General features: G+C 37.6%; 21 protein-coding genes. 16 read left to right on the forward strand and 5 right to left on the reverse strand.

What is annotated here, in order from left to right; genetic code table 11:
- Positions 1 to 7: 7 nt before the first annotated feature.
- From AC58DT_RS10205 to AC58DT_RS10220, 4 genes are all read right to left on the reverse strand, one after another.
- Complete coding sequence (locus tag AC58DT_RS10205) at positions 8 to 1795, reverse strand: efflux RND transporter periplasmic adaptor subunit (RefSeq protein WP_497216730.1); 1788 nt, start codon at positions 1793 to 1795, stop codon at positions 8 to 10.
- Positions 1796 to 1799: 4 nt separating this feature from the next.
- Positions 1800 to 3038 carry a TolC family protein gene (locus AC58DT_RS10210; RefSeq protein ID WP_497216731.1) on the reverse strand — a complete coding sequence of 413 codons (1239 nt, stop codon included), beginning with the start codon at positions 3036 to 3038 and terminating at the stop codon, positions 1800 to 1802.
- The gene (locus AC58DT_RS10215; RefSeq protein WP_497216732.1) at positions 3035 to 6868 is read right to left on the reverse strand and encodes an efflux RND transporter permease subunit; all 3834 of its coding nucleotides are present in this window, start codon (positions 6866 to 6868) and stop codon (positions 3035 to 3037) included. The genes AC58DT_RS10210 and AC58DT_RS10215 overlap by 4 nt, the downstream gene beginning before the upstream one ends.
- 108 nt (positions 6869 to 6976) lie before the next feature.
- Positions 6977 to 7393, reverse strand: a complete 417-nt coding sequence (locus AC58DT_RS10220) for an HYC_CC_PP family protein (protein ID WP_497216733.1) — start codon at positions 7391 to 7393, stop codon at positions 6977 to 6979.
- Positions 7394 to 7619: 226 nt separating this feature from the next.
- Between AC58DT_RS10220 and AC58DT_RS10225 the strand changes: the two genes are divergently transcribed.
- From AC58DT_RS10225 to AC58DT_RS10255, 7 genes are all read left to right on the forward strand, one after another.
- The gene (locus AC58DT_RS10225; protein ID WP_497216734.1) at positions 7620 to 9848 is read left to right on the forward strand and encodes a TonB-dependent receptor family protein; all 2229 of its coding nucleotides are present in this window, start codon (positions 7620 to 7622) and stop codon (positions 9846 to 9848) included.
- 174 nt (positions 9849 to 10022) lie between these two features.
- The gene (locus AC58DT_RS10230; protein WP_497216735.1) at positions 10023 to 10445 is read left to right on the forward strand and encodes an HYC_CC_PP family protein; all 423 of its coding nucleotides are present in this window, start codon (positions 10023 to 10025) and stop codon (positions 10443 to 10445) included.
- Between the two features lie 169 nt (positions 10446 to 10614).
- A complete protein-coding gene (locus AC58DT_RS10235; RefSeq protein ID WP_127844248.1) occupies positions 10615 to 11196 on the forward strand; it encodes a helix-turn-helix domain-containing protein in 582 nt (193 codons plus the stop codon).
- A gap of 71 nt (positions 11197 to 11267) precedes the next feature.
- Positions 11268 to 11699 carry a c-type cytochrome gene (locus AC58DT_RS10240; RefSeq protein ID WP_497216736.1) on the forward strand — a complete coding sequence of 144 codons (432 nt, stop codon included), beginning with the start codon at positions 11268 to 11270 and terminating at the stop codon, positions 11697 to 11699.
- On the forward strand, positions 11696 to 12892 hold the full coding sequence (locus AC58DT_RS10245; protein WP_497216737.1) for a putative porin: 1197 nt from the start codon (positions 11696 to 11698) through the stop codon (positions 12890 to 12892). Before AC58DT_RS10240 ends, AC58DT_RS10245 begins: the two co-directional genes overlap by 4 nt.
- Positions 12893 to 12914: 22 nt before the next feature.
- Entirely contained in the window at positions 12915 to 13220 is a 306-nt protein-coding gene (locus AC58DT_RS10250) for a hypothetical protein (RefSeq protein ID WP_497216738.1), read from the forward strand.
- Between the two features lie 94 nt (positions 13221 to 13314).
- Positions 13315 to 13794, forward strand: a complete 480-nt coding sequence (locus tag AC58DT_RS10255) for a hypothetical protein (RefSeq protein WP_497216739.1) — start codon at positions 13315 to 13317, stop codon at positions 13792 to 13794.
- 163 nt (positions 13795 to 13957) lie between these two features.
- Here the strand turns inward: AC58DT_RS10255 and AC58DT_RS10260 are convergent, their stop codons facing one another.
- Complete coding sequence (locus tag AC58DT_RS10260) at positions 13958 to 14107, reverse strand: hypothetical protein (RefSeq protein WP_497216740.1); 150 nt, start codon at positions 14105 to 14107, stop codon at positions 13958 to 13960.
- Between AC58DT_RS10260 and AC58DT_RS10265 the strand changes: the two genes are divergently transcribed.
- The 9 genes from AC58DT_RS10265 to AC58DT_RS10305 all read left to right on the forward strand — a co-directional run bounded on the left by AC58DT_RS10265 (position 14099) and on the right by AC58DT_RS10305 (position 21161).
- Positions 14099 to 14314 (forward strand): heavy-metal-associated domain-containing protein, encoded by a 216-nt coding sequence (locus AC58DT_RS10265; protein ID WP_497216741.1) that lies wholly within the window; start codon positions 14099 to 14101, stop codon positions 14312 to 14314. The two genes, AC58DT_RS10260 and AC58DT_RS10265, sit on opposite strands and share 9 nt — an antisense overlap.
- 22 nt (positions 14315 to 14336) lie before the next feature.
- Positions 14337 to 14555 (forward strand): SHOCT domain-containing protein, encoded by a 219-nt coding sequence (locus tag AC58DT_RS10270; protein ID WP_497216742.1) that lies wholly within the window; start codon positions 14337 to 14339, stop codon positions 14553 to 14555.
- 17 nt (positions 14556 to 14572) lie between these two features.
- Positions 14573 to 14851 carry a DUF5676 family membrane protein gene (locus AC58DT_RS10275; RefSeq protein ID WP_008616426.1) on the forward strand — a complete coding sequence of 93 codons (279 nt, stop codon included), beginning with the start codon at positions 14573 to 14575 and terminating at the stop codon, positions 14849 to 14851.
- A gap of 114 nt (positions 14852 to 14965) precedes the next feature.
- Positions 14966 to 15580: a lycopene cyclase domain-containing protein gene (locus tag AC58DT_RS10280; RefSeq protein WP_231556198.1), complete on the forward strand. Its 615-nt coding sequence runs from the start codon at positions 14966 to 14968 to the stop codon at positions 15578 to 15580.
- Positions 15581 to 15592: 12 nt separating this feature from the next.
- Positions 15593 to 16054: a universal stress protein gene (locus AC58DT_RS10285; RefSeq protein ID WP_497216743.1), complete on the forward strand. Its 462-nt coding sequence runs from the start codon at positions 15593 to 15595 to the stop codon at positions 16052 to 16054.
- Complete coding sequence (locus tag AC58DT_RS10290) at positions 16051 to 17442, forward strand: NAD(P)/FAD-dependent oxidoreductase (RefSeq protein ID WP_497216745.1); 1392 nt, start codon at positions 16051 to 16053, stop codon at positions 17440 to 17442. The genes AC58DT_RS10285 and AC58DT_RS10290 overlap by 4 nt, the downstream gene beginning before the upstream one ends.
- Before the next feature lie 2 nt (positions 17443 to 17444).
- Positions 17445 to 18770 carry a Na+/H+ antiporter NhaA gene (gene nhaA, locus AC58DT_RS10295; RefSeq protein WP_497216746.1) on the forward strand — a complete coding sequence of 442 codons (1326 nt, stop codon included), beginning with the start codon at positions 17445 to 17447 and terminating at the stop codon, positions 18768 to 18770.
- 11 nt (positions 18771 to 18781) lie between these two features.
- Complete coding sequence (locus AC58DT_RS10300; protein WP_336129459.1) at positions 18782 to 20128, forward strand: APC family permease; 1347 nt, start codon at positions 18782 to 18784, stop codon at positions 20126 to 20128.
- Positions 20129 to 20147: 19 nt separating this feature from the next.
- Complete coding sequence (locus AC58DT_RS10305) at positions 20148 to 21161, forward strand: type II glyceraldehyde-3-phosphate dehydrogenase (RefSeq protein WP_336129458.1); 1014 nt, start codon at positions 20148 to 20150, stop codon at positions 21159 to 21161.
- The last annotated feature ends 6 nt before the right edge of the window (positions 21162 to 21167 follow it).

Raw genomic sequence — 21167 nt, forward strand, 5'->3', positions numbered from 1 at the left:
AGAGTTCCTATTTAATTTCCTTTGTAATTTCGCCACAAGTAAGCATTGACTGTCCATAATATGGGTTTTTTACTTCTTTGGAAATACTTAACCAATCTGCACCTTTATTGTTATTTGCCATGGGGCAATGCATAACATATAATGCCTCGTCGTTGGTGTTAAATGATGTTTCTAGTCCAATCATAGTATTGGATACCTGTTGAAACGCTTTTCGAATCTCTTCCAGTGTTTTAAAATGCTGAACATGCTGGAGTGTATTCTTTAAATCACTGCTCAAACCCATCCAAACATTGTGCGATTCGCCAGTAAATAAAGCCATGTTCAATCCATCAACCGTTTTTAAGATATTTGAGCCTGCCTTTTTGGCGTTTTCCAAGTTGTCATTTGTCAAGGCATCTTTCATGGATAGATATTCAGTAAAAAGGGGCTTTAGAGCATCTTTGGCTTTTTGACTAACCGATACTTTTTTAGCAGCCGTTTTATTGGGTGTTCCATTTATGGCAGGCATATCGCCACCACCATGATTATGCCCAGTCATGGCAGGGCCACCCTCGGGATTCATCATACTGGGTTTACCAGCCAATTGCGCTGCGGCATCGATACTGAATGTACCATTAATGGCTATTTCTTCTCCTTCTTGAAGCCCTTCATTCACGACGAATCCATCTCCCAAAGCCGGTCCTAACGTAACATCACGCATCATAAAATTAACACCCTTGGCTGTAGTATTCTTTATGTACACTACAGAACGTTGCCCGGTCCACATCACGGCAGTTTTAGGAACTATAATAGCATCCGATTTTATTGGTAATTCTGCTTCTACGTTGCCTGATACAAACATTTCTGGCTTCAGTTTTAATCCTTTATTGGTTACTTCCACTCTGGCTTTCGCCACCCTTGTCATAGGATTGATTACAGGATCGATAAATGAAATTTTTCCCTTAAAACTTTCCCCAGGCAAGGATTGCACAGTAAAATTGACTGCATCTCCCTTTTTCACCCATGCCATATCCGATTCATAAACGTCAAATAAAATCCAAACATTATTTAGGTTGGCTATCTCATATATAGCCATCCCTTTCATGACATAATCACCAAGATTGACCTTTTTTTCGGTCACGTAGCCTGATATGTCTGCCAGTATAGGGAGTTCTTCTTTAACAATTCCAGATTCTAAAATTTGTGAAATCTGCTTATCGGTAAGCTTCCAGTTTTTCAGTTTTTCTTTAGCCGAGTTAAAAAGAAGTGGCTCTGTTTCCACAATTTTTCGGGCTTCAAAAAGTTCTTCTTGTGCATTGACCAAATCAGGGGAATAAATGGATGCTATTACCTGACCTTTGTTGACATACTCGCCCGTAAAATTGACCATTAGCTTTTCTATGCGCCCAGGAATATGGGAAGACTGTGAATACACAGATCGTTCGTCAGCCTCAACTTTTCCATTCAATCGAACAGATTTTACAGGCTTGGCCTTACCTACAATTTCGGTACTTACATTAGCAATTTGCATGGCCGTTGGCGACATACTAATGGCCATTGGGTCCAGTTCTGTACTGTCATCGCTTTCCAAGGGAATTAATTCCATGCCGCAAATTGGGCAGTCCCCTGGCTCGTTCTGTCTTATTTGAGGATGCATGGAACAGGTCCAAATGGTTTCCCCGACCATTTCACTATCGTGTTGATGTTCACTAACCGTATCGTTTTTGGAGCCTCCAAAAAAGAACCACCCAAGCAATAGCCCTACAAAAAGTGTAGTTACTGCTATACGTATTATTTTTTTAGTTTCTTTTGTCATGATGCTATTTTTTTGCTGTAATATAATCGAGTTTTGCCATCGCAATTCTATATTGGGATAGTGCAGTTATCTTTAGTTTATCGTATTTTAGTAGTTGTTGTTGCATTCGGAGCACCTCTTCAAAATCTTTTCCCGAGTTTCCGTATGCCGTATATAATAGATTCAATGCTTGTTTTGATTCCTCTATTTGTTCATCAAACAATGAAACTAAATCTGTTTGTTGCCGAATATCGAACAGAGCCATTTCGTAGTTTGAATTCAGTGAATTGGCTATTTCCTTTCTTTGGAACGTATAACTTTCTTGCATCAATTGTGCTTCCTTTACCGCTGCTTTGTACTTACCTCTAAAGATCGGGAGGCTTACGGTTATCATTGGCATGATGGCGTCTTTTCCATTATCAAATGGTGCAGCCACTCCTGGTGCAAGATCTTCACGTTCTCCGATAATGACATAATCCAGCCCTATACCCATCTTTGGTAAACCTTGTTTAATAGCTGCACGTTCGGATGCCTCACTTGCTTTTGTCTTCAAATCAATTGAATTCAGTAGTGGATGATCAACTATAAATGCATCATTATTATAACCTGACAAAACAGGATCTATAACGATGGTGTCAGTTATAGTAATAGGTTGCATCTCGTCGCGGTTGAGTAGTTTATTAAACGCTGCCAAAAGTGGTTTTTCCTTCTTATTCAGAATTCCCAAAATTGTCTTGGCCTCCTTTAGCATAATATCTACACGAAGTACATCTACAAGGGTTCCATTGCCATTTTTAAACTTTGAATTGGAAATGGTCTTATAAGATTCGAGAATAGCGATGTTGTTCTCCTCGATTTTTATCCATTCTTTCAGTTCGTACAACGGAAAATAAGCGGCCGTGACTTCATAATAGAGCTTGTTTTTGGCATCCAAAAAAGACTGGTACTTTGCTTCTGCCATAAGCGTAGCGGCATCTCCTTGAGCTTTTAATGTTCCAAACCAAGGAAACATTTGTGTTAATGAAAACCTTGCTTGTTGCGGCCCTACCCGTGTTTCTATCATTTGCCCTAACGCACTGACAGAAAGGGACGGATCCGGCAAAGTACTTACTTGAGGGACTTTTTGCAACGCTGCCTCAAACTCCTTGTATTGTGAAAGTAATCCGGGGTTATTCTCTGCCGCAATCTTGAAATAATCTTCCAGTGTTTGGGCCTGTAAGCCTAAACCACTAATTAATATTAGTGCTATAATTATATTTTTCATTTTATTCCAATTTTTTTGTTCTGATTATTGATGACCGTTTCCCTCCAAAAAGCCTGAAGAACGGGTACTACAAACATGGTCATGATTTGTATGGTCATTCCACCAAAAGTTGGAATAGCCATAGGAATCATCACATCGGCACCTTTACCAGTTGAAGTAAGCACCGGTAAAAGAGCAATGATTGCCACCGCGGCGGTCATCATCGCTGGTCGTACCCTTTTTTTGCCAGCTTCCAATACGGCTGCTCTAACAGCCGGAATTGTTTGTGGTTTTTTTTCTTCGAATACCTGATGTATATAAGTACCCATAATCACACCATCATCTGTCGCAATACCGAAAAGAGCGATGAAACCTACCCAAACGGCAACGCTCAAATTGATAGTATGTATTTGAAAAAGATCTCGCATGTTCACACCAGAAATGGAAAAATTAAGGAACCAATCCTGTCCATAAAGCCATAACATGATAAATCCTCCGGCAAAAGCGACAAATACTCCTGAAAAGTGAATGGATGACGCAATGACAGTCTTGAATTGAAAGAAGAGGAGCAAGAATATCACGATCAAACTGATCGGTATTACAATGGACAGCCTTTTCACAGCTCTGATCTGGTTTTCATAGCTACCGGAAAACTTATAACTTATTCCAGCAGGGACTATGAGTTCACCTGAATCAATTTTTTGTTGAATGGCCTCTTGCGAGTCATTTACCACATCGACCTCTGCAAACCCATCTCGTTTATCAAAAAGCACGTAGCCTACCAAAAAGGTATTTTCACTTTTTATGGCCTGTGGCCCTCTCACATATTCGAAATCGACTACTTGGGAAAGCGGTATTTGTGCCCCTACCGGGGTTGGGATTAAAATTTTACTTAATGATTCGGGATCATCCCTAAGTTCCCTTGGGTAACGTACCCTGATAGGAAACCGTTCCCTTCCTTCAACGGTAGAGGATATTTTCATACCACCAATGGCGGTCTCGATGCTTTGTTGTACATCTTCAACATTAAGGCCGTATCGCGATATTTCATCCCTATTTATATTGAGGTGCAAATAAGGTTTTCCCACAATACGGTCGGCAAATACAGCTTCTGACTTAACGGATGGCACTCCTTTTAATATCTCTTCCAACTTCATTCCAAAATCCTCTATAGTTTTCAGATCTGGCCCAAATACCTTAATTCCCATAGGAGCACGCATACCTGTTTGCAGCATCACCAAACGTGTTTCAATAGGTTGCAATTTGGGTGCTGAAGTAACCCCGGGTATTTTGGTAACCTTTACGATTTCATTCCATATATCATTCGGTGATTTAATATGTGGTCTCCAATTTCGAAAAAATTCTCCATTTTCGTCCACAATCAAGTCTTCTTCGGTAATTCCTCTTGCCAATGCCTCTTCGTTCGTAAGGGTATCCTTTTGAACGGTAATAAATCTGTCTTTGCGGTCCACTTTAAAATGAACCCTATGCCCTGCTTCGTTTAGAATAAATTCGGGCTTGTAATTGATGATGTTCTCATACATAGAAATTGGTGCGGGATCAAGTGCAGATTCTACGCGTCCCAGTTTCCCAACCACTAGTTCTACTTCAGGAATTTTCCCTACCATCATGTCGATTTGCCCTACCACATTCCTATTATATTCCACCCCAGAGTGTGGCATAGAAGTGGGCATTAAGAGGTAACTTCCTTCGTTTAATGATGGCATAAATTCTGAACCTATTCCAGGAAATAAATTTGATGCAGCTGTCCAACCTGAAGATTGCCTAACACTCTTCCAACCTACTGTTTCGAAACCTTTAGCTACAAATCCAAAGGTGGTATTGAACCCTATCCATACCAATACCCCAAAAAACAAGGTAACAAATGGGATAAGCATGAACTTTCCTTTGTTTTCCAGACACCATTTCAAAACAGGTGCATAAAAATGAACAATCGCCATAAGTGCTACTAGTATGATTCCAATTAAAAACAACACAAAGAAGTAGTTAATAATAATCCCATTTTGAGGACCTAAAGGCATCCATTCTTCAGTAAGGAAAAAGGAAGCTATAAAAATTGTTAATCCTAAATTAATATAGTTGGGATATAACTTATATTTCTCAGGCCATCTAGGTTCCATAAGATTATTGAAACCAATAAGTGATATAACCAATGGCAACCACATATGTGCATAAAAAGTAAAAAGAATTCCTGCTACAATTAACAGAATAGACCAGAAACGGCGTACTCGTTTTTTATTGTAATCTATACCCATTACAAAATGTGCCAAAGCAGGAAGCACAATAATACCTAAAACAAACGCACTTAATAGTGCAAATGTTTTTGTAAATGCCAAAGGTCTAAACAATTTTCCTTCTGCTGACTGCATTGCAAAAACAGGCACAAAACTAACTACGGTAGTAGCCAATGCCGTTGTGATAGCCGATCCTACTTCCACCGTTGCCTTATAAATGACCTGCATGAGTTCCTTTCCTTTAACACTGTGGTTCTCGGGCATTTCCAAATGCCGGATTATGTTTTCAACAAAAACAATTCCAACATCCACCATTACTCCAATGGCAATGGCAATACCCGAAAGGGCGACTACATTGGCATCTACTCCTGCATATTGCATGACTATAAAAGTCATTAGTACACCAACAGGCAATAAACTGGAAATTATAATGGATGCGCGCAAGTTAAGTACCAATACTAGTACAACAATGATACTAATTAAGATTTCGTGGGAGAGGGCATTTTCTAAAGTACCTATGGTCTCGTGGATCAATTGTGTACGATCGTAGAATGGTACGATGGTCAATTGGCTCTCTACCCCATTGGCCAAAGTCTTTTTTGGTAATCCAGGGGCAATTTCCTTAATTTTATCCTTAACGTTATTGATGACCGCTAGCGGATTGGAACCGTAACGGGCAACCACAACACCTCCTACCACTTCGGCACCGCCTTTATCAAGTATACCCCTACGTGTAGCAGGCCCTAAACTGACAACCCCTATGTCTTTAATACGCACAGGAACATTATCCTGAACCGCAACCACCGCTTTTTCAATATCTTCAGTCTTTTTTACATATCCGAGACCTCTAACGAGATATTCAGCCTGATTAATTTCTATAGTCTTTGCTCCAACATCCCTGTTCGATTTTTGTACAGCTTGCATGACACGATGTAATGGAATATTGTATGCTTTAAGGGCATCGGGGTTTACATCAATTTGATATTCTTGAACAAATCCTCCTATAGAGGCAACTTCTGAAACACCGTCAACTGCATTTAAGCCGTATTTTACATAAAAGTCCTGTGCGGTTCGTATTTCGTGCAGATCCCAACCGCCTGTAGGGTTATTATCTTTGTCCCTACCTTCCAATGTATACCAATATACTTGACCTAAAGCTGTAGCATCAGGCCCTAAAGTTGGCGTTACGGCATCTGGCAAAAGGCCGGCTGGAAGTGAATTTAATTTTTCTAAAATTCGTGAACGCGACCAGTAGAATTCAACATCGTCATTAAATATAATATAGATGCTAGAAAACCCGAATATTGAAGAACTTCTAATAGTCTTAACACCCGGTATTCCAAGCAAATAAGTAGTCATTGGATAGGATATCTGATCTTCGATATCCTGTGGTGAACGACCTGGCCACTGTGTAAACACAATTTGCTGATTTTCACCTATGTCCGGTATTGCATCCACCGGAACAGGATCTTTAGGAATAAACCCAGTATTCCAATTAAAAGGTGAGGTAGAAACACCCCATACAATCAATGCAATTAAGATAAGGACAGTCACTAACTTGTTCTCAAGAAAATATTTTATAATTTTATTCAACATATAATTTGATCATTAAACTTTTAAACATTGGTATTTGGAAAACACCAAATACAGTAAATCATCCTTACAACATTGTGGTCGTAGGATAAAAAAACTATTGTTTAAAAATCAAATTAAATAGGCCTCATCAAGCTTATAGATATGCCTGACAATAATAGGTAGAGGATAATTGTTAAAAGAAGGGATTACTTCTTCTGAAACTTCAAAAAGATTATTATACGTGTGAAAAAAAACAGCAATAAAAAACTGTTGTTCTTTTTCTAATTTATCAAAAGAAATCTTTAGAGTGTCCTGACCTTCAAGAACTAATTGCTTATCACTACAACAGTTTTTCTTGGTAATATCACATTCTTTTGACGATGGTTTTTGTTTAACTTCCATACCACAAGACTCAACGTTACCGAACATGGAAGTATCCACTAAAATATCACCACAATAATGACTCTCAATTGTGAAAGACAATGACGAGACAAACACTAAAAGTGCCATGCAAAAAGTTGATATTTTAAAGAAAATCTTTTTCATTTATTATACAAAAGTATAAAATTTTTATCAAAGTGTTTTTATTTAACAAATAATTTACATAACACATTGGGTTTTTATAGTGATCAATCTTTTTCAAAGAGTAAATTGTTGAGCCAAAATTACCTTCTGATTTTTATTAAGAATTATTCTAAATAATGTTGGATTTTCAAAAACAGCATACTACATTTGCCTTCTATTTAAAATCATTCTAAATAATTTATAGCTAATGAGAACTCTATTTTTCCTACTATTTATCTTACAATTTACAGTCCTATGTGCACAAACCAATCCTCAGAAAGAGGATTCTCTCCAACAAAAAACAGAACGCTTAAAAGAGGTCATTATTTCTGCCAACACCATACTGGGCAGTAAATTTGAGATTAAAAACAAAACGGGTTCTGCGAACTATATTTCCGAAGATGATTTAAAAAAATTTTCATATACAAATATCAATAGGGTATTACAAACGGTTCCAGGAATTAATATTTACGAAGAGGATGGTTTTGGACTACGTCCAAATATCAGTTTGCGAGGTACATCGCCTGAGCGTAGTGCAAAAATTAATTTAATGGAAGATGGTGTTCTCATTGCCCCTGCACCCTACAGCGCACCTGCTGCCTATTATTTTCCTACCATTGGGCGAATGCAGTCCATCGAAGTCTTAAAAGGAAGCAGTCAAATTCAATATGGACCAAATACCACTGGTGGTGCCATTAATATGATATCGTCCCGAATTCCAGACAAATTTTCTGGACGAGCTTCCATTGCCGCAGGGAATTATGATTCCAGAAACACTCAATTGCTCATTGGTGATAGCTATAAAAACTTTGGATTTGTAACGGATTATTTCAATTACAGCTCAGACGGTTTTAAGGATTTAGATGGTGGTGGCAATACAGGATTTGATAAATCTGATTATTTGGCAAAGTTTAGGGTCAACTCAAATTTAGATGCGAAAACGTATCAGTCACTAACATTTAAAATCCAGTATTCTGAAGAAGAAGCGAACGAAACTTACTTGGGATTGACCGATGAAGATTTTGAAGAAAACCCTTATAGAAGATACAGGGCATCGTCCGAGGATGTTATGAATGCCGAACATCAACAATACCAGCTTACCCATTTCATTCAAGTCTCCCCTTCTTTGAATATAAGCACTACTGGTTACCTGAATAAGTTCAAACGGAATTGGTACAAGTTGGACGACGTGAATTTAAGCGAAAGGGTGAGCATTAGTAACATCTTGTCCGCACCACAGGATTACCCCTTAGAATACCAAACCATTTTAGGAAATGACAACACCCAAGACGATGTTATGGGAATAAAGGCAAATAATAGAGTATATACTTCAAATGGTGTTCAGTCCATTGCCAAATTACGATGGGGTTCGGATTGGTTACAAACCCTGGAAGCGGGAATACGCTACCACGAAGATGACGAGGACAGATTTCAGTGGGTGGACAGGTACGCATTTCAAAACCAAGAATTAATACGAACCACGGTGGCCGAAAAAGGTACTGACGCTAATCGTATAAGCAGTGCAAAAGCATTGGCGGCGCACCTCTTGTACACCCTTAAAATTGAGAACCTGACATTAACACCTGGCTTGCGCTATGAAAATATAACATTAACACGAATGGATTATGGTACTGACGACCCAAACAGAACTGGTCAGGATTTAGCTATTCGCGAGAACAAAGTAGATGTATGGATTCCCGGCATAGGTGCGAATTACAGATTCAATAACTATATATCGGTCTTCGGTGGGGTACATAAAGGGTTTTCGCCACCAAGTAATACACCGGGACAAAATGCAGAAGAAAGTATTAATTATGAGTTGGGTTCTCGATTTGGCTTTAAAGGTTTTTCAGGGGAACTTGTCGGGTTCTACAATGATTATCAAAATCTGTTGGGAAGTGATTTGGCTGCAACAGGTGGCACAGGAAGCCTCGACCAGTTTAATGCAGGTGAAGTTCGTGTAAGTGGCCTTGAGCTTTTGCTAAATTACAATTTGCTATACAATACATCAGAGAAATTTAAACTCCCTCTATCGATTTCCTATACGCTTACCGATACCGAATTCCTGACCAGTTTTGACAGTAACGAAGATATCTATGGGGTGGTTACCAAAGGGGATGAAATACCATACATTGCAAAAAACCAATTAAATGTAACATTAGGGCTACAACATAAGAAATTTGAAGTAAACTTAAATTCACGATATACAGGTGCATTTAGAACCAAGGCTGGTTCTGGACCTATTCCAGAAAATTTCAAAGTAGATTCTAATTTTGTCGTTGACTTATCTGCACATTATTTCCTTAATGAAAATTTTACATTATCAACTAACGTGATAAACCTATTTGATACAGAATATGCGGTATCTCGTGTACCAGCAGGATTACGACCTGGTCATCCTTTTGGGTTTAATTTTGCCGTCGGATATGAATTTTGAGAAAAATTTAATTGGATGACAAAAGTCATATTTTTGTTCAACGTTTAAAATTACTTTTGTAAAGTGCCTTTTATGTTTTTTAATAGCTAAATACTTAGCATAAAAAGCTTTAGGAATACTTTCTTTAATTGAACAAATTTTTGATTGTTGAACAAAAATTTTTAATTTTATAATGTGAAATCTTTTTTTTCTAAAATAGTATCCTTCTTTTTAACAGCTTTAATACTGTTTTCTACCTCTTCTTTTACGGTAGATATGCATTTTTGTTGTAATCAATTGGTAGATATAGCTGTTTGGAACAAAGCAAAAACCTGCACAGAAAAGGTTCAAAAGAAAGATTCACCGTTAAAGCAGTGCACTACGTTACAAGAAAAAGACTGTTGTAGTAATGAATCTTTTGTAAAAACTGGAAATGACACCATTAAAAAGGCTAATACAAAACTTGAGGCCGAAACCGTAATTTTCCTTAATACTTTTTTCTACGCTTACGTAAATTTATTTGAAGGGCTTGAAAAAAATATAGTTCCTTTTAAACAATATAGGCCGCCCTTGATATCCAAGGACATACAAACTCTTTACGAGACTTACTTAATTTGATTTTCTTCCTTGCAGATTGAACATATCAATCTGTATCCTCTATTATAGCCAAAGAACATCTTCTGGCTAAATGTTGCTGTACCCAATTCTCAACAACACTATTAACCTTGTACTATTAAGAAAATTCAAACTATTTGGCAAAATGCCTAATAGCAATACATCGATTATTATGAAAGGACCCAAAGAATTTTGGATTAAGAATATGGTCTGTAGCCGCTGCTTAAAAGTTATTAAGCAAGAACTACAGGAATTGGGAGTTACTGTGCTTTCATTAGAATTAGGAAGATTATTGGTAGAAGCACCAAAAAAAACCAGCAATGAAATTGTCGAAGCTGTTACAACTGTGCTTCACGCTAATGATTTTGAAATTGTACAAAAAGAAGAAGAAATGCTCGTAGAAAGAATGAAAGTCATACTAATAGAACAATTGCAAGAGTTACCATTACATATTAAGGTAAAAACATCTGAACTATTAGCATCAAGACTTCATAAGGATTACAAGACCTTGAGCAAATTGTTTTCAGCCAACGAACAGACCACTCTGGAAAAGTATTTTATCAAATTGAAGATAGAGAAGGTTAAAGAACTTATCCAACTTAAACAACATTCCTTTTCTGATATCGGCTATTTACTGGATTATAGCAGTGTAAATCATTTATCCAGACAGTTTAAGGAAGTGGTGGGAATGAGTATGACCGATTACAAAAACACAGGAAATTGGAAACGGAATTTCTATGATGAAATTATATAGATATCAACGAAAGTTATGCAGATAAAGAATCTGCAAATCAAATAAATTTAATTTTTTAAAACCAAATAATTATGAAAACAAAAAAAATCTTAGTGAGTACAATATTCGCAAGCTTGATATATGTCTTGTTTGTAAGTTTTACTCATAACCCAAAAGATGAATATGAAGCATTACAGCAAAAAAAATGGGTTGCACCAGCCAGTGCTGACAAAATTGTAAATCCTTTAAAAGGAGATGCTACTGCAGCTGCTTCGGGTAAAAAGACATATAAAATGTTATGTTTTGTTTGCCACGGCCCAAAAGGTAAAGGAGATGGTATGGGTGGAGCAGGTTTGACGCCTAAACCAACAGATTTGACTACCGAAGAGTTTCAATCTCAATCTGACGGTGCAATTTTTTGGAAAATCACAGAAGGAAGAGCACCAATGGCATCGTATAAAACATCCATTCCAGAGAAAAAACGTTGGGAACTTGTTAACTATTTAAGAACTCTACAACAATGAAAAAACTAATCATACTAATATTAATATTTGGAGTTGGCCATACAGTTTATGGGCAAACTTACAATAATTTTGACACGGACAGCACTACAACCACCGAGCCATTTAACCCGAGCAAAACCCAGTTTATGATAAGGGGTTATGGCCATACAGGCCTAAATACCATGAGTAACGATGATGAGACAGAATCATCATACGTAGGGTCTGCATTTGCACCCATCTTTTTATTCAAACACTCCGATAAGCTACTTTTCGAGGCAGAATTAGAATTTGTACTAGAAGGCAATGAGCTTGAAGTAGGACTTGAATATGCCGATGTAATGTACGTTCTTAATAAAAACATGACCGTACGAGCTGGTAAATTCTTACTGCCTTTTGGCACATTTATGGAACGATTACACCCAGCTTGGATTAACAGACTTCCCACAACACCATTAGGTTATGGTCATGATGGTATTGCGCCTTCATCTGGTATTGGTGTAGAGCTACGAGGTGCTTTTGACCTTGGAGGACCTTCTTTAAACTATGCTGTATACTCAACAAACGGACCAAGACTAAAGGATGGCAGTGAAGAACCTGAAGAAGCTGGTATGTTAATGTTTCAAAATTTTGAAGACAATAATAACAGTAAAGCTTTTGGAGGTCGTATTGGGCTATTGCCTTTTGCAGATTCCTCAACTGAAATTGGCTTTTCTACATATTCAACAAGTAAAGTTGGTAATAGAGATTCAGAATACGAAAATGTGGGTGCTTTTCTTTACGCTTTAGACTTTTCATTTGTAAAACAAATACCAGCACTTGGAGGCTTTGTAGACATTAAAGGGCAGTACAACAACTCTGATATTGATGATGCAACTTTTATCGAAATACATGAAGAAGATGGTGAAGAAGAAGAGGAAGAATATACTTTCGGCAATAATAGCAACTCTTTTTATGCTCAATTAAGTTATCGCCCGACGATGGCTGAAAGTGATTTTATGAAGAAACTTGAGTTTGTTGGAAGATACTCTAATTTCAATGCACCAGAAGGCGCCGAATGGGAAGAACAATCTGAACAATATGCCTTCGGTCTGAATTATTGGTTAACATGGCGGTCAGTCATAAAAATAGCATACCAAACAACTGACAGTGTTGGTGGTCATGATGGAGGCGGTATAACTAATGGCTTTTATATTCATTGGGCTATAGGATTCTAATAAATTTTTAAACACAATAATCATGAAAACAATATATAAAATATTCATCGCAGGAATAGTACTTCTTTTTTCAGGAGCCGTAATTGTAAGCTGTTCTTCCACCAAGGATAAATACACAGCTGTTACAGATGTAGAAGAAGAATTCAAAATTGAAAAATCTGGAGCTCAAATGTGGGGAGAAGCTTGTAATAGGTGTCATTTAGCACCTTCACCAGCAGATTATAATGATACCGACTGGGAGACGATAAGTTTACATATGAGAATTCGGGCAAATTTAACTGAAAAGGAAATCACAAAGATTGAAGCTTTTTTAAAATCTGCGAATTAATAGCTGATAATCCATTCCCTCAACTATAGATATTTAGATTGATGGGAATGGGTTTATAAAAATTAAAATAAATGTTTAACTCAAAAAATAAATTATGAAAACACTACTAATTGTTTTATCGGCAGTTGGACTTTTAAGCTTAACCAGCTGCAAACAAGAAACAGATCCTTTAGCATTAATGGAAAATCCTGAAACTCGCACAGAAGTTTTTAATGCCATTTCCAAAAATCACGACTATATGACCGAATTTATGGAAAGTATGCACGACAACCAGCACGCAATGAAAATGATGCAGGGCAACAAAAAAATGATGAGCTCAATGATGCAAGGAGAAGGAATGCAAATGATGATGAAAGACAGTACAATGATGCACTCAATGATGAACGGAATGATGAATGACGGCAAAATGATGGGCACTATGATGAAAATGATGCACGAAAAAGGGATGATGAGCGAAGACTGTATGGAATCCTGCTCAAAGATGATGGGCGAAAAAGGAATGGATATGCAGGGTATGAACAAGATGGACGATATGGATAGCCCAACCAAAGGTGAGCATACCGAGCATCATTAATTTTAACTTTTAAAATAAACAACAATGAAAAATAATCACTGGATATGGATGGTCATCGGTTGTGGATTACCATTACTGTTTATCTTTTTTGCACCATCATTAGGTATAGGAAGCAGTTCGTCTCTATTCATCTTCATCCTCTTTATGTTTGCTTGTCACTTATTTATGCCTCACGGTTCACATCGCCACGGTGGGCACAATCATTCACAGAATAGACAAAGAGAACACGAACACGGTAGAGATGTTTCAAAAACAGAACCAAAAGATGAACACAAAGGGCATCATCACCATTAAATACTAAATGATGAAACAAAAATTTCAAATAAGCGGAATCAGCTGTGGTGGATGTGTATCAAGAGTAAAAAAGACTTTGGAAGAACATCCCAATATAGAAAAAGCAGAGATTTTTTTGGCACCAAAAGGTGCTGCACTTATCACGATGAATGAAGCACTTTCTGTTGCCGAATTACAAAAGCAACTTGATGGGCTCAATGGTTATACAATCACAGAAATAAATTAATAACAACTTAAAATTAAAAAATATGCATTTATACGACGGACATTTTGGAGGTATGCACCTAATATGGTGGATTATATGGATTATTTTATTGGCTTGGATATTCTTTATCCCAGCAGATATCCCTTATCAAAAAACAAAGAAGGACAGCCCACTGGATATTCTTAAAAACCGCTTTGCAAAAGGCGAAATATCCAAGGAAGAATTTGAGGAATCAAAAAAGATTTTAAAATCAGACAACTAACTCAAAACTTTAAAATTATGTATCGATTAAACGTAAAAAAACTCGGATTTGCTTTCGGTCTTACGGGAGCACTAATTTACTTGGGCTGTATGATAGTTATGTCAACAGCAGGTCGAGAAGCCACTATCGATTTTTTCAACAGCCTATTGCACGGATTAGATACCACAAGCATTATCAGGATGGATGTGCCATTATGGGAAGCCGGTTTGGGAATAGTACAGATATTTATTTTAGGATGGCTAATAGGTGCCTGTATTGCGGCTTTTTATAATGCGCAAATAAAAGTCAAAAAATAAGAGAGTAATATAAAATTTATGCAATATGTCTGGTTCATATGGTCTCTTATAATTCTTGCGCTTTGGGCAATAATCTATTTGTCAAAAAAGGGGTATAGAAAAGAAATGCTCAAAATGAGCCTTATCACTATGCCCTTTGGCCTAACAGAACCCTTGTTTGTTCCAGAATATTGGTTTCCACCTTCTCTATTCCATTTAGCGGAAAGAACAGGTTTTGATATTGAGAGCCTTATCTTCTCTTTTGCTATTGGCGGAATAGGGACGGTATTGTATAATCTGATATTCAAAAAAGGCTATATAGATATGCCTCATACCGAACGGAGCCACCAAAGACATAAGCTACATATTTATATACTTTTTGTTCCAGCCATTGTATTTGTAATATTTAGTCTTTTCACCGCGCTTAACCACATCTATTGTGGCATCATTGCAATGTTTTTTGGTGGTTTGGCAACATTGTACTGTCGCCCAGATTTAAAAGGAAAGATATGGGTTGGAGGAATCTTGTTTACCATACTGTACTTCATTTATTTCGGAAGCATCCTTCCGTTCTATCCCCAATATGTGGAGTTGTACTGGAATCTGGACAACCTGACCCATATTCTTGTTTTGGGAATCCCAATTGAAGAGTTACTGTTCGCTTTCACCTTTGGTATGTATTGGTCTGGATTATATGAACACTTGTATTGGAGAAAACTTATAAAATCGAAAGAAATGTCAACCAACTAAAACATTCAAATTATGAAAATATTATTGGCCATAGATGGTTCAGATTTCAGTAAAGTAGCCATTCACGAACTTATAAAAATGACCCTATCCTCAAATAGTGAAATTCATATTATAAATGTTTATGAACTTCCTAAAACAACCGGTCTGGGATTGCATACTATGGGCGGCAGGATAGGAAATTACATAGAAGAAATTAGAAGTAACGCTCAAAAATTGGGAAACAAAATCGTTTCAGAAGCTTTCGATAAAATCAAGGCCGAAAACAAGGCACTTTCCATAACCACAAGTGTTGTTAGTGGCCTGCCCAAAAGTACTATTTATGAAAAAGCAGAAGATTGGGGTGCAGATTTAATCGTAGTAGGCTCTCAGGGTCACGGTGCACTTTCACGCTTAGTATTGGGCTCTGTATCCCAATATTTGACCACAAATACCAAATGTTCAGTACTCATTGCAAGAGATAGAAATAAAAAATGAAAGAAAAGCAAACACATAGCATTCCGTTGGAATCCACCTGTAAGATAACAGATGAAATCTGTCTTCCAGATACTAAATTACCTCGTGTGGTTATCGTTGGTGGAGGATTTGCAGGTTTGGCATTGGTTGAAAAACTGAAACACAAAGAAGTTCAAGTGGTTTTACTCGATAAAAATAACTTCCATCAATTTCAACCTTTATTATATCAAGTGGCAACGAGTGCGTTGGAACCTGATAGCATAGTCTTTCCGTTCAGAAAGCAATTCAATGGCTATAAAAATGTGGTGTTTCGTTTGGCGGAAGTAGAGGAAATTCAACCTGCCTCAAATATAATAATAACCAACAAAGGAAGAGTTTATTACGATTATTTGGTGTTAGCTACAGGAACAACCACCAACTTTTTCGGTATGAATACCGTAGCTGAGAACAGTTTGGGGATGAAGGATATTCGAGATTCCCTAAATATTCGCCATATGATGTTGCAAAATCTGGAACAGGCAGCCATTACCTGTGATGATAATGAGCGGGATGCGCTAACAAATTTCGTTATCGTTGGAGGTGGTCCGGCTGGTGTGGAAATGGCAGGGGCTTTGGCAGAATTCCGTAAGTATATTCTTCCCAAGGATTATCCAGAATACCCTTCTTCTATAATGCACATCTATTTGATAGAAGCTATTGACGAACTGTTGAGCACAATGTCAGACAAGGCATCATCGAAAACTCTAAAATATTTGGAGAATTTGAATGTAAAGGTATTACTCAATGAATCTGTAAAAGATTATGATGGCTCAAAGGTTATCACAAATTGTGATAAGACCATTTTAACAAAAAACCTAATATGGACAGCGGGTGTGAAAGGACAATTCCCAAAAGGGATTGATGAAAAACACGTGGTCAATGGCAACCGTATAAAAACCGGCTCATATTTAATGGTAGAAGGCTACGAAAACATTTTTGCCATAGGCGATATAGCGGCTATAATCACAAACGAATGGCCAAAAGGACATCCACAAGTAGCACAGACTGCTATTCAGCAAGGCAAATGGTTAGGTAATTCACTATTAAAAATCATTAAGAACGAGGCTCCAGAACCTTTCGAATATAAAGATAAGGGTTCATTGGCGACCGTAGGAAAACGTAAGGCAGTAGCTGATGTGGGCAAATTCAAGTTTGCAGGTTATTTCGCTTGGTTGCTATGGTCTATTGTTCACTTGTTATCTATTAGCGGTTTTAGAAATAGATTGATGGTTGGTTTTAATTGGGCGATAAGCTATTTCACTTATGAAAAGAGCAACCGCCTGATTATTAGAAATTTTAAACCAAAAGCCAAAGATTCACAAACAACACCAAAAAAAGAATATAAAGAAGAAGTCAAAAACACACCTTAATAATGCTACAGAAGAAAACATATAGTGGAATACAGAGTGTATTCAGTGCCACTTCAAAAGGCCTGAACAACACAGGTATTGTGCTTCTCATTACGGTTATCATAGCAATGGTATGGGCTAATTCACCTTGGCAAGAAATGTACCGCAGCTTAATGAGAATGGACATTTCTTTTACGGTAGGTAGTTTTGAAATCACTGAACCCCTTCTGCTTTGGATTAATGATGGCTTAATGGCATTGTTCTTCCTTCAGGTTGGTTTGGAGCTAAAACGTGAAATATTGGGCGGGAAACTATCGACTCCTCAAAACGCCATACTTCCTATTGGTGCTGCCATAGGAGGTATGGTCGTTCCCGCCCTTATTTATTTTTTGCTCAATTCTACTGGAGAAGCTTCTCAAGGTTGGGGAGTTCCAATGGCTACGGACATTGCTTTTTCATTGGGTGTATTGGCACTTTTCGGAAAACGTCTGCCCATAGCTTTACGGGTTTTTTTAGTAACTCTTGCGGTTGTAGATGACTTGGGTGCAGTAATGGTAATTGCGCTGTTCTATACCTCTGGCATTTCTACTATGGATCTTTTTCACGGGTTGTTGTTTTTTGGAGTATTAATCATCGGAAATTATATAGGTATTAGAAAAACTTGGTTTTATGCATTAATAGGTATTGGAGGTGTATGGCTGGCTTTTTTCTTTTCGGGTGTCCATCCTACTATAGCAGGTATACTTACCGCTGTAGCAATACCAGGAAGAGTGAAAATTAATGAAGGAACATTTCTAAAACGTTTAAGAAACCTTCAGGCACGTTTTATAAAGATTAAACCCGTACAAGGAAGACTAATCTCTGATGAACAACTCGAAATTTTAGAAGATATAAAAACCACCAGTTCAGAAGCCGAAACTCCTCTCCAAAAGTTAGAAAAATCGCTAAGCCCTATCGTAAATTTTATGGTACTACCACTTTTTGCATTGGCGAATGCGGGCATACACTTGCACGGTGAAGTGGGTCAAGTGCTACTTAGCCCAGTTAGTTTAGGGATTGGTGCAGGCTTGGTTTTCGGCAAATTTTTGGGTATTGTTTTCTTTACAAGATTATTCGTTGCATTAAAACTGGCAAAATTACCCGATGCCATTAATTGGAATCAAATTTACGGTGTTGCTTTTCTTGGAGGAATAGGGTTTACAATGTCGTTATTCATCAATGAATTGGCATTTAAAAGCGAAGAATTTATTTATGCCGCAAAAGTGAGTATTCTTTTTTCTTCACTCATAGCAGGAGTTATAGGGTCTATCATCTTAATAAATAATTTGAAAAAACCACAAAAGTTATAAATAGTAAAATGATGAAAAACACCACAGATAAAAATAATAAGCTTTCCTTAATCGGTTCCATATCCCTTGGTACTGGAGTAATGATTGGTGCTGGCATATTTGTCCTTATGGGACAAATAGCTGAGTTAGTAGGCGATTTATTTCCCATTGCATTTATTGCAGGTGCCGTTGTGGTAGGGTTCAGTTCATATTCCTATGTCAAGTTTTCAAATGCTTTTCCATCGTCTGGAGGTGTGGTCAAATTCCTTAACAAATCCTATGGGCCTGGAACAACAACTGGGTTTTATTCTTTGCTGATGTACGCATCAATGGTAGTTTCAGAAAGTTTGGTGGCAGGCACTTTTGGAGCATATACGCTTCGGTTGTTCCCTGAAAGTTTTGCTGGGTACGCATCCGTTCTTGGTATTCTACTTTTGGTAACCGCATATATCGTGAATATATTAGGAAACAGGGTAATAGGTGCAACAGCTACCTTTACAGCAGTCATCAAAGTTTTTGGTATTGCATTGCTCGCCATTGCTGGTTTAATTGCTTCTGGATTTGCAGACATTACAGGAAACTATATTCCTCAAAATACCGAAGCTTTACCACAGGGCTTTGGCTTTGTGGCTGCATTGGCATTGGCAATCCTTGCCTATAAAGGATTTACAACAATCACGAACCAAGGGGCCGATATTAAAAACCCGCATAAAAATCTTGGTAGGTCTATCGTGTTTTCCATACTTATCTGCACACTGATATATGTAGCCTTGGCATTAGCTGTTGCGGGAGGTTTAAGTATTCCTGAAATAATTGAAGCAAAGGATTATGCTTTGGCTGCCGCTGCACGTCCCGTTTTTGGGGAATGGGGTTCTTGGATTACCATAGCAATAGCGATTGTAGCAACCGTTTCAGGGGTTATAGCCAGTGTGTTTTCGGCATCACGTTTATTGGCAATGTTGAGCAATATGAAACAAGTCCCATCTTTAAAAAGAATGGGGAACTTTAAAAATCCTGCACTTATATTCACGGTTGCCCTGGCTATATTACTAACGGTTCTTTTCGATTTGACAAGGATAGCATCCATTGGGGCTATCTTTTATCTTATTATGGATATCGCTATCCATTGGGGGCTGTTCCGGCACCTTAAAAACGAAGTGAATTTTCGGCCTATTATCCCATTAATAGCCATCGTATTGGACATTGCAGTATTAGCAGCCTTTCTTTATATAAAATATCTGAACGATCCATTGGTGCTTATCGTAGCAGCGATTGGGATTGTTCTAATACTTGTTGCCGAACGTCTTTTTATGATTTCACATACAGACGATGAAGGTAATATGCCGATGGGAATGGAAACTACAAACAATAAAACATAATTAATAAAAATCAATTTATATGAAAAACATAGCAGTTATAGGATATGGAGTCATTGGAAAAAGGGTGGCAGATGCCATCAACTTACAAAACGATATGAAGCTTTCGGGCGTATGCGATATCATTAGCGATTGGCGCATTCAAAATGCCGTAAGAAAGGAGTATGATATTTATGCAGCTACCGAAAAAGCAGCCAATGATATGGAGTCAAAAGGAATTTCAGTAAAAGGAAACTTACAGGAACTTTTAAAAAAATCAGACCTTGTTGTGGACTGTACGCCTAAAAAGATTGCTGCTCAAAATGTAGCGATTTATAAAGAACAGAATATAAAATTTATTTTGCACGGTGGCGAAAAACACGAAACCACAGGGCATTCCTTTAGTGCAGAAAATAATTACAAATCAGCTCTAAACTTGAATGCGACAAGAGTAGTTTCCTGTAATACTACGTCTATTTTAAGAACCTTGACCGCTTTAAAAAGAGCCGATTTATTGGATTATGCCAGAGGTACACTTTTAAGAAGAGCTACAGACCCTTGGGAAAGTCATTTAGGTGGTATTATGAATACGATGGTTCCCGAAAAAGATATCCCAAGCCATCAAGGTCCGGATGCTAAAAGTGTTGACCCAGAACTGGATGTCATCACCGCAGCGGTAAAAGTACCCGAAACATTGAGCCATCTGCACTATTGGAATGTGAAATTGAAAAAGCAGGCGACAAAGGAAGAAGTGCTAAATGCTTTCAAAACTTCAAGTCGTATTAAATTAATTCAATATGACCAAGGTCTGGTTTCTAACAATACCATTAAGGAAATGTTTCTGGATATGGGAAGACCTTGGGGCGATATGTATGAAGTAGCCCTATGGGAAGATATGCTGAAGGTACAGGGAGACGAACTCTTTTATGCCTACGTGGTCGATAATCAAGCTATTGTAATCCCGGAAACAATTGATGCTATTAGGGCATTAACTGGAATTGAAACAGATGGTACAAAATCCATAGCCAAAACAAATGAAAGTTTAGGAATCCATTAAATACTA

This window comes from Aequorivita sp. CRS11 (assembly GCF_059693805.1).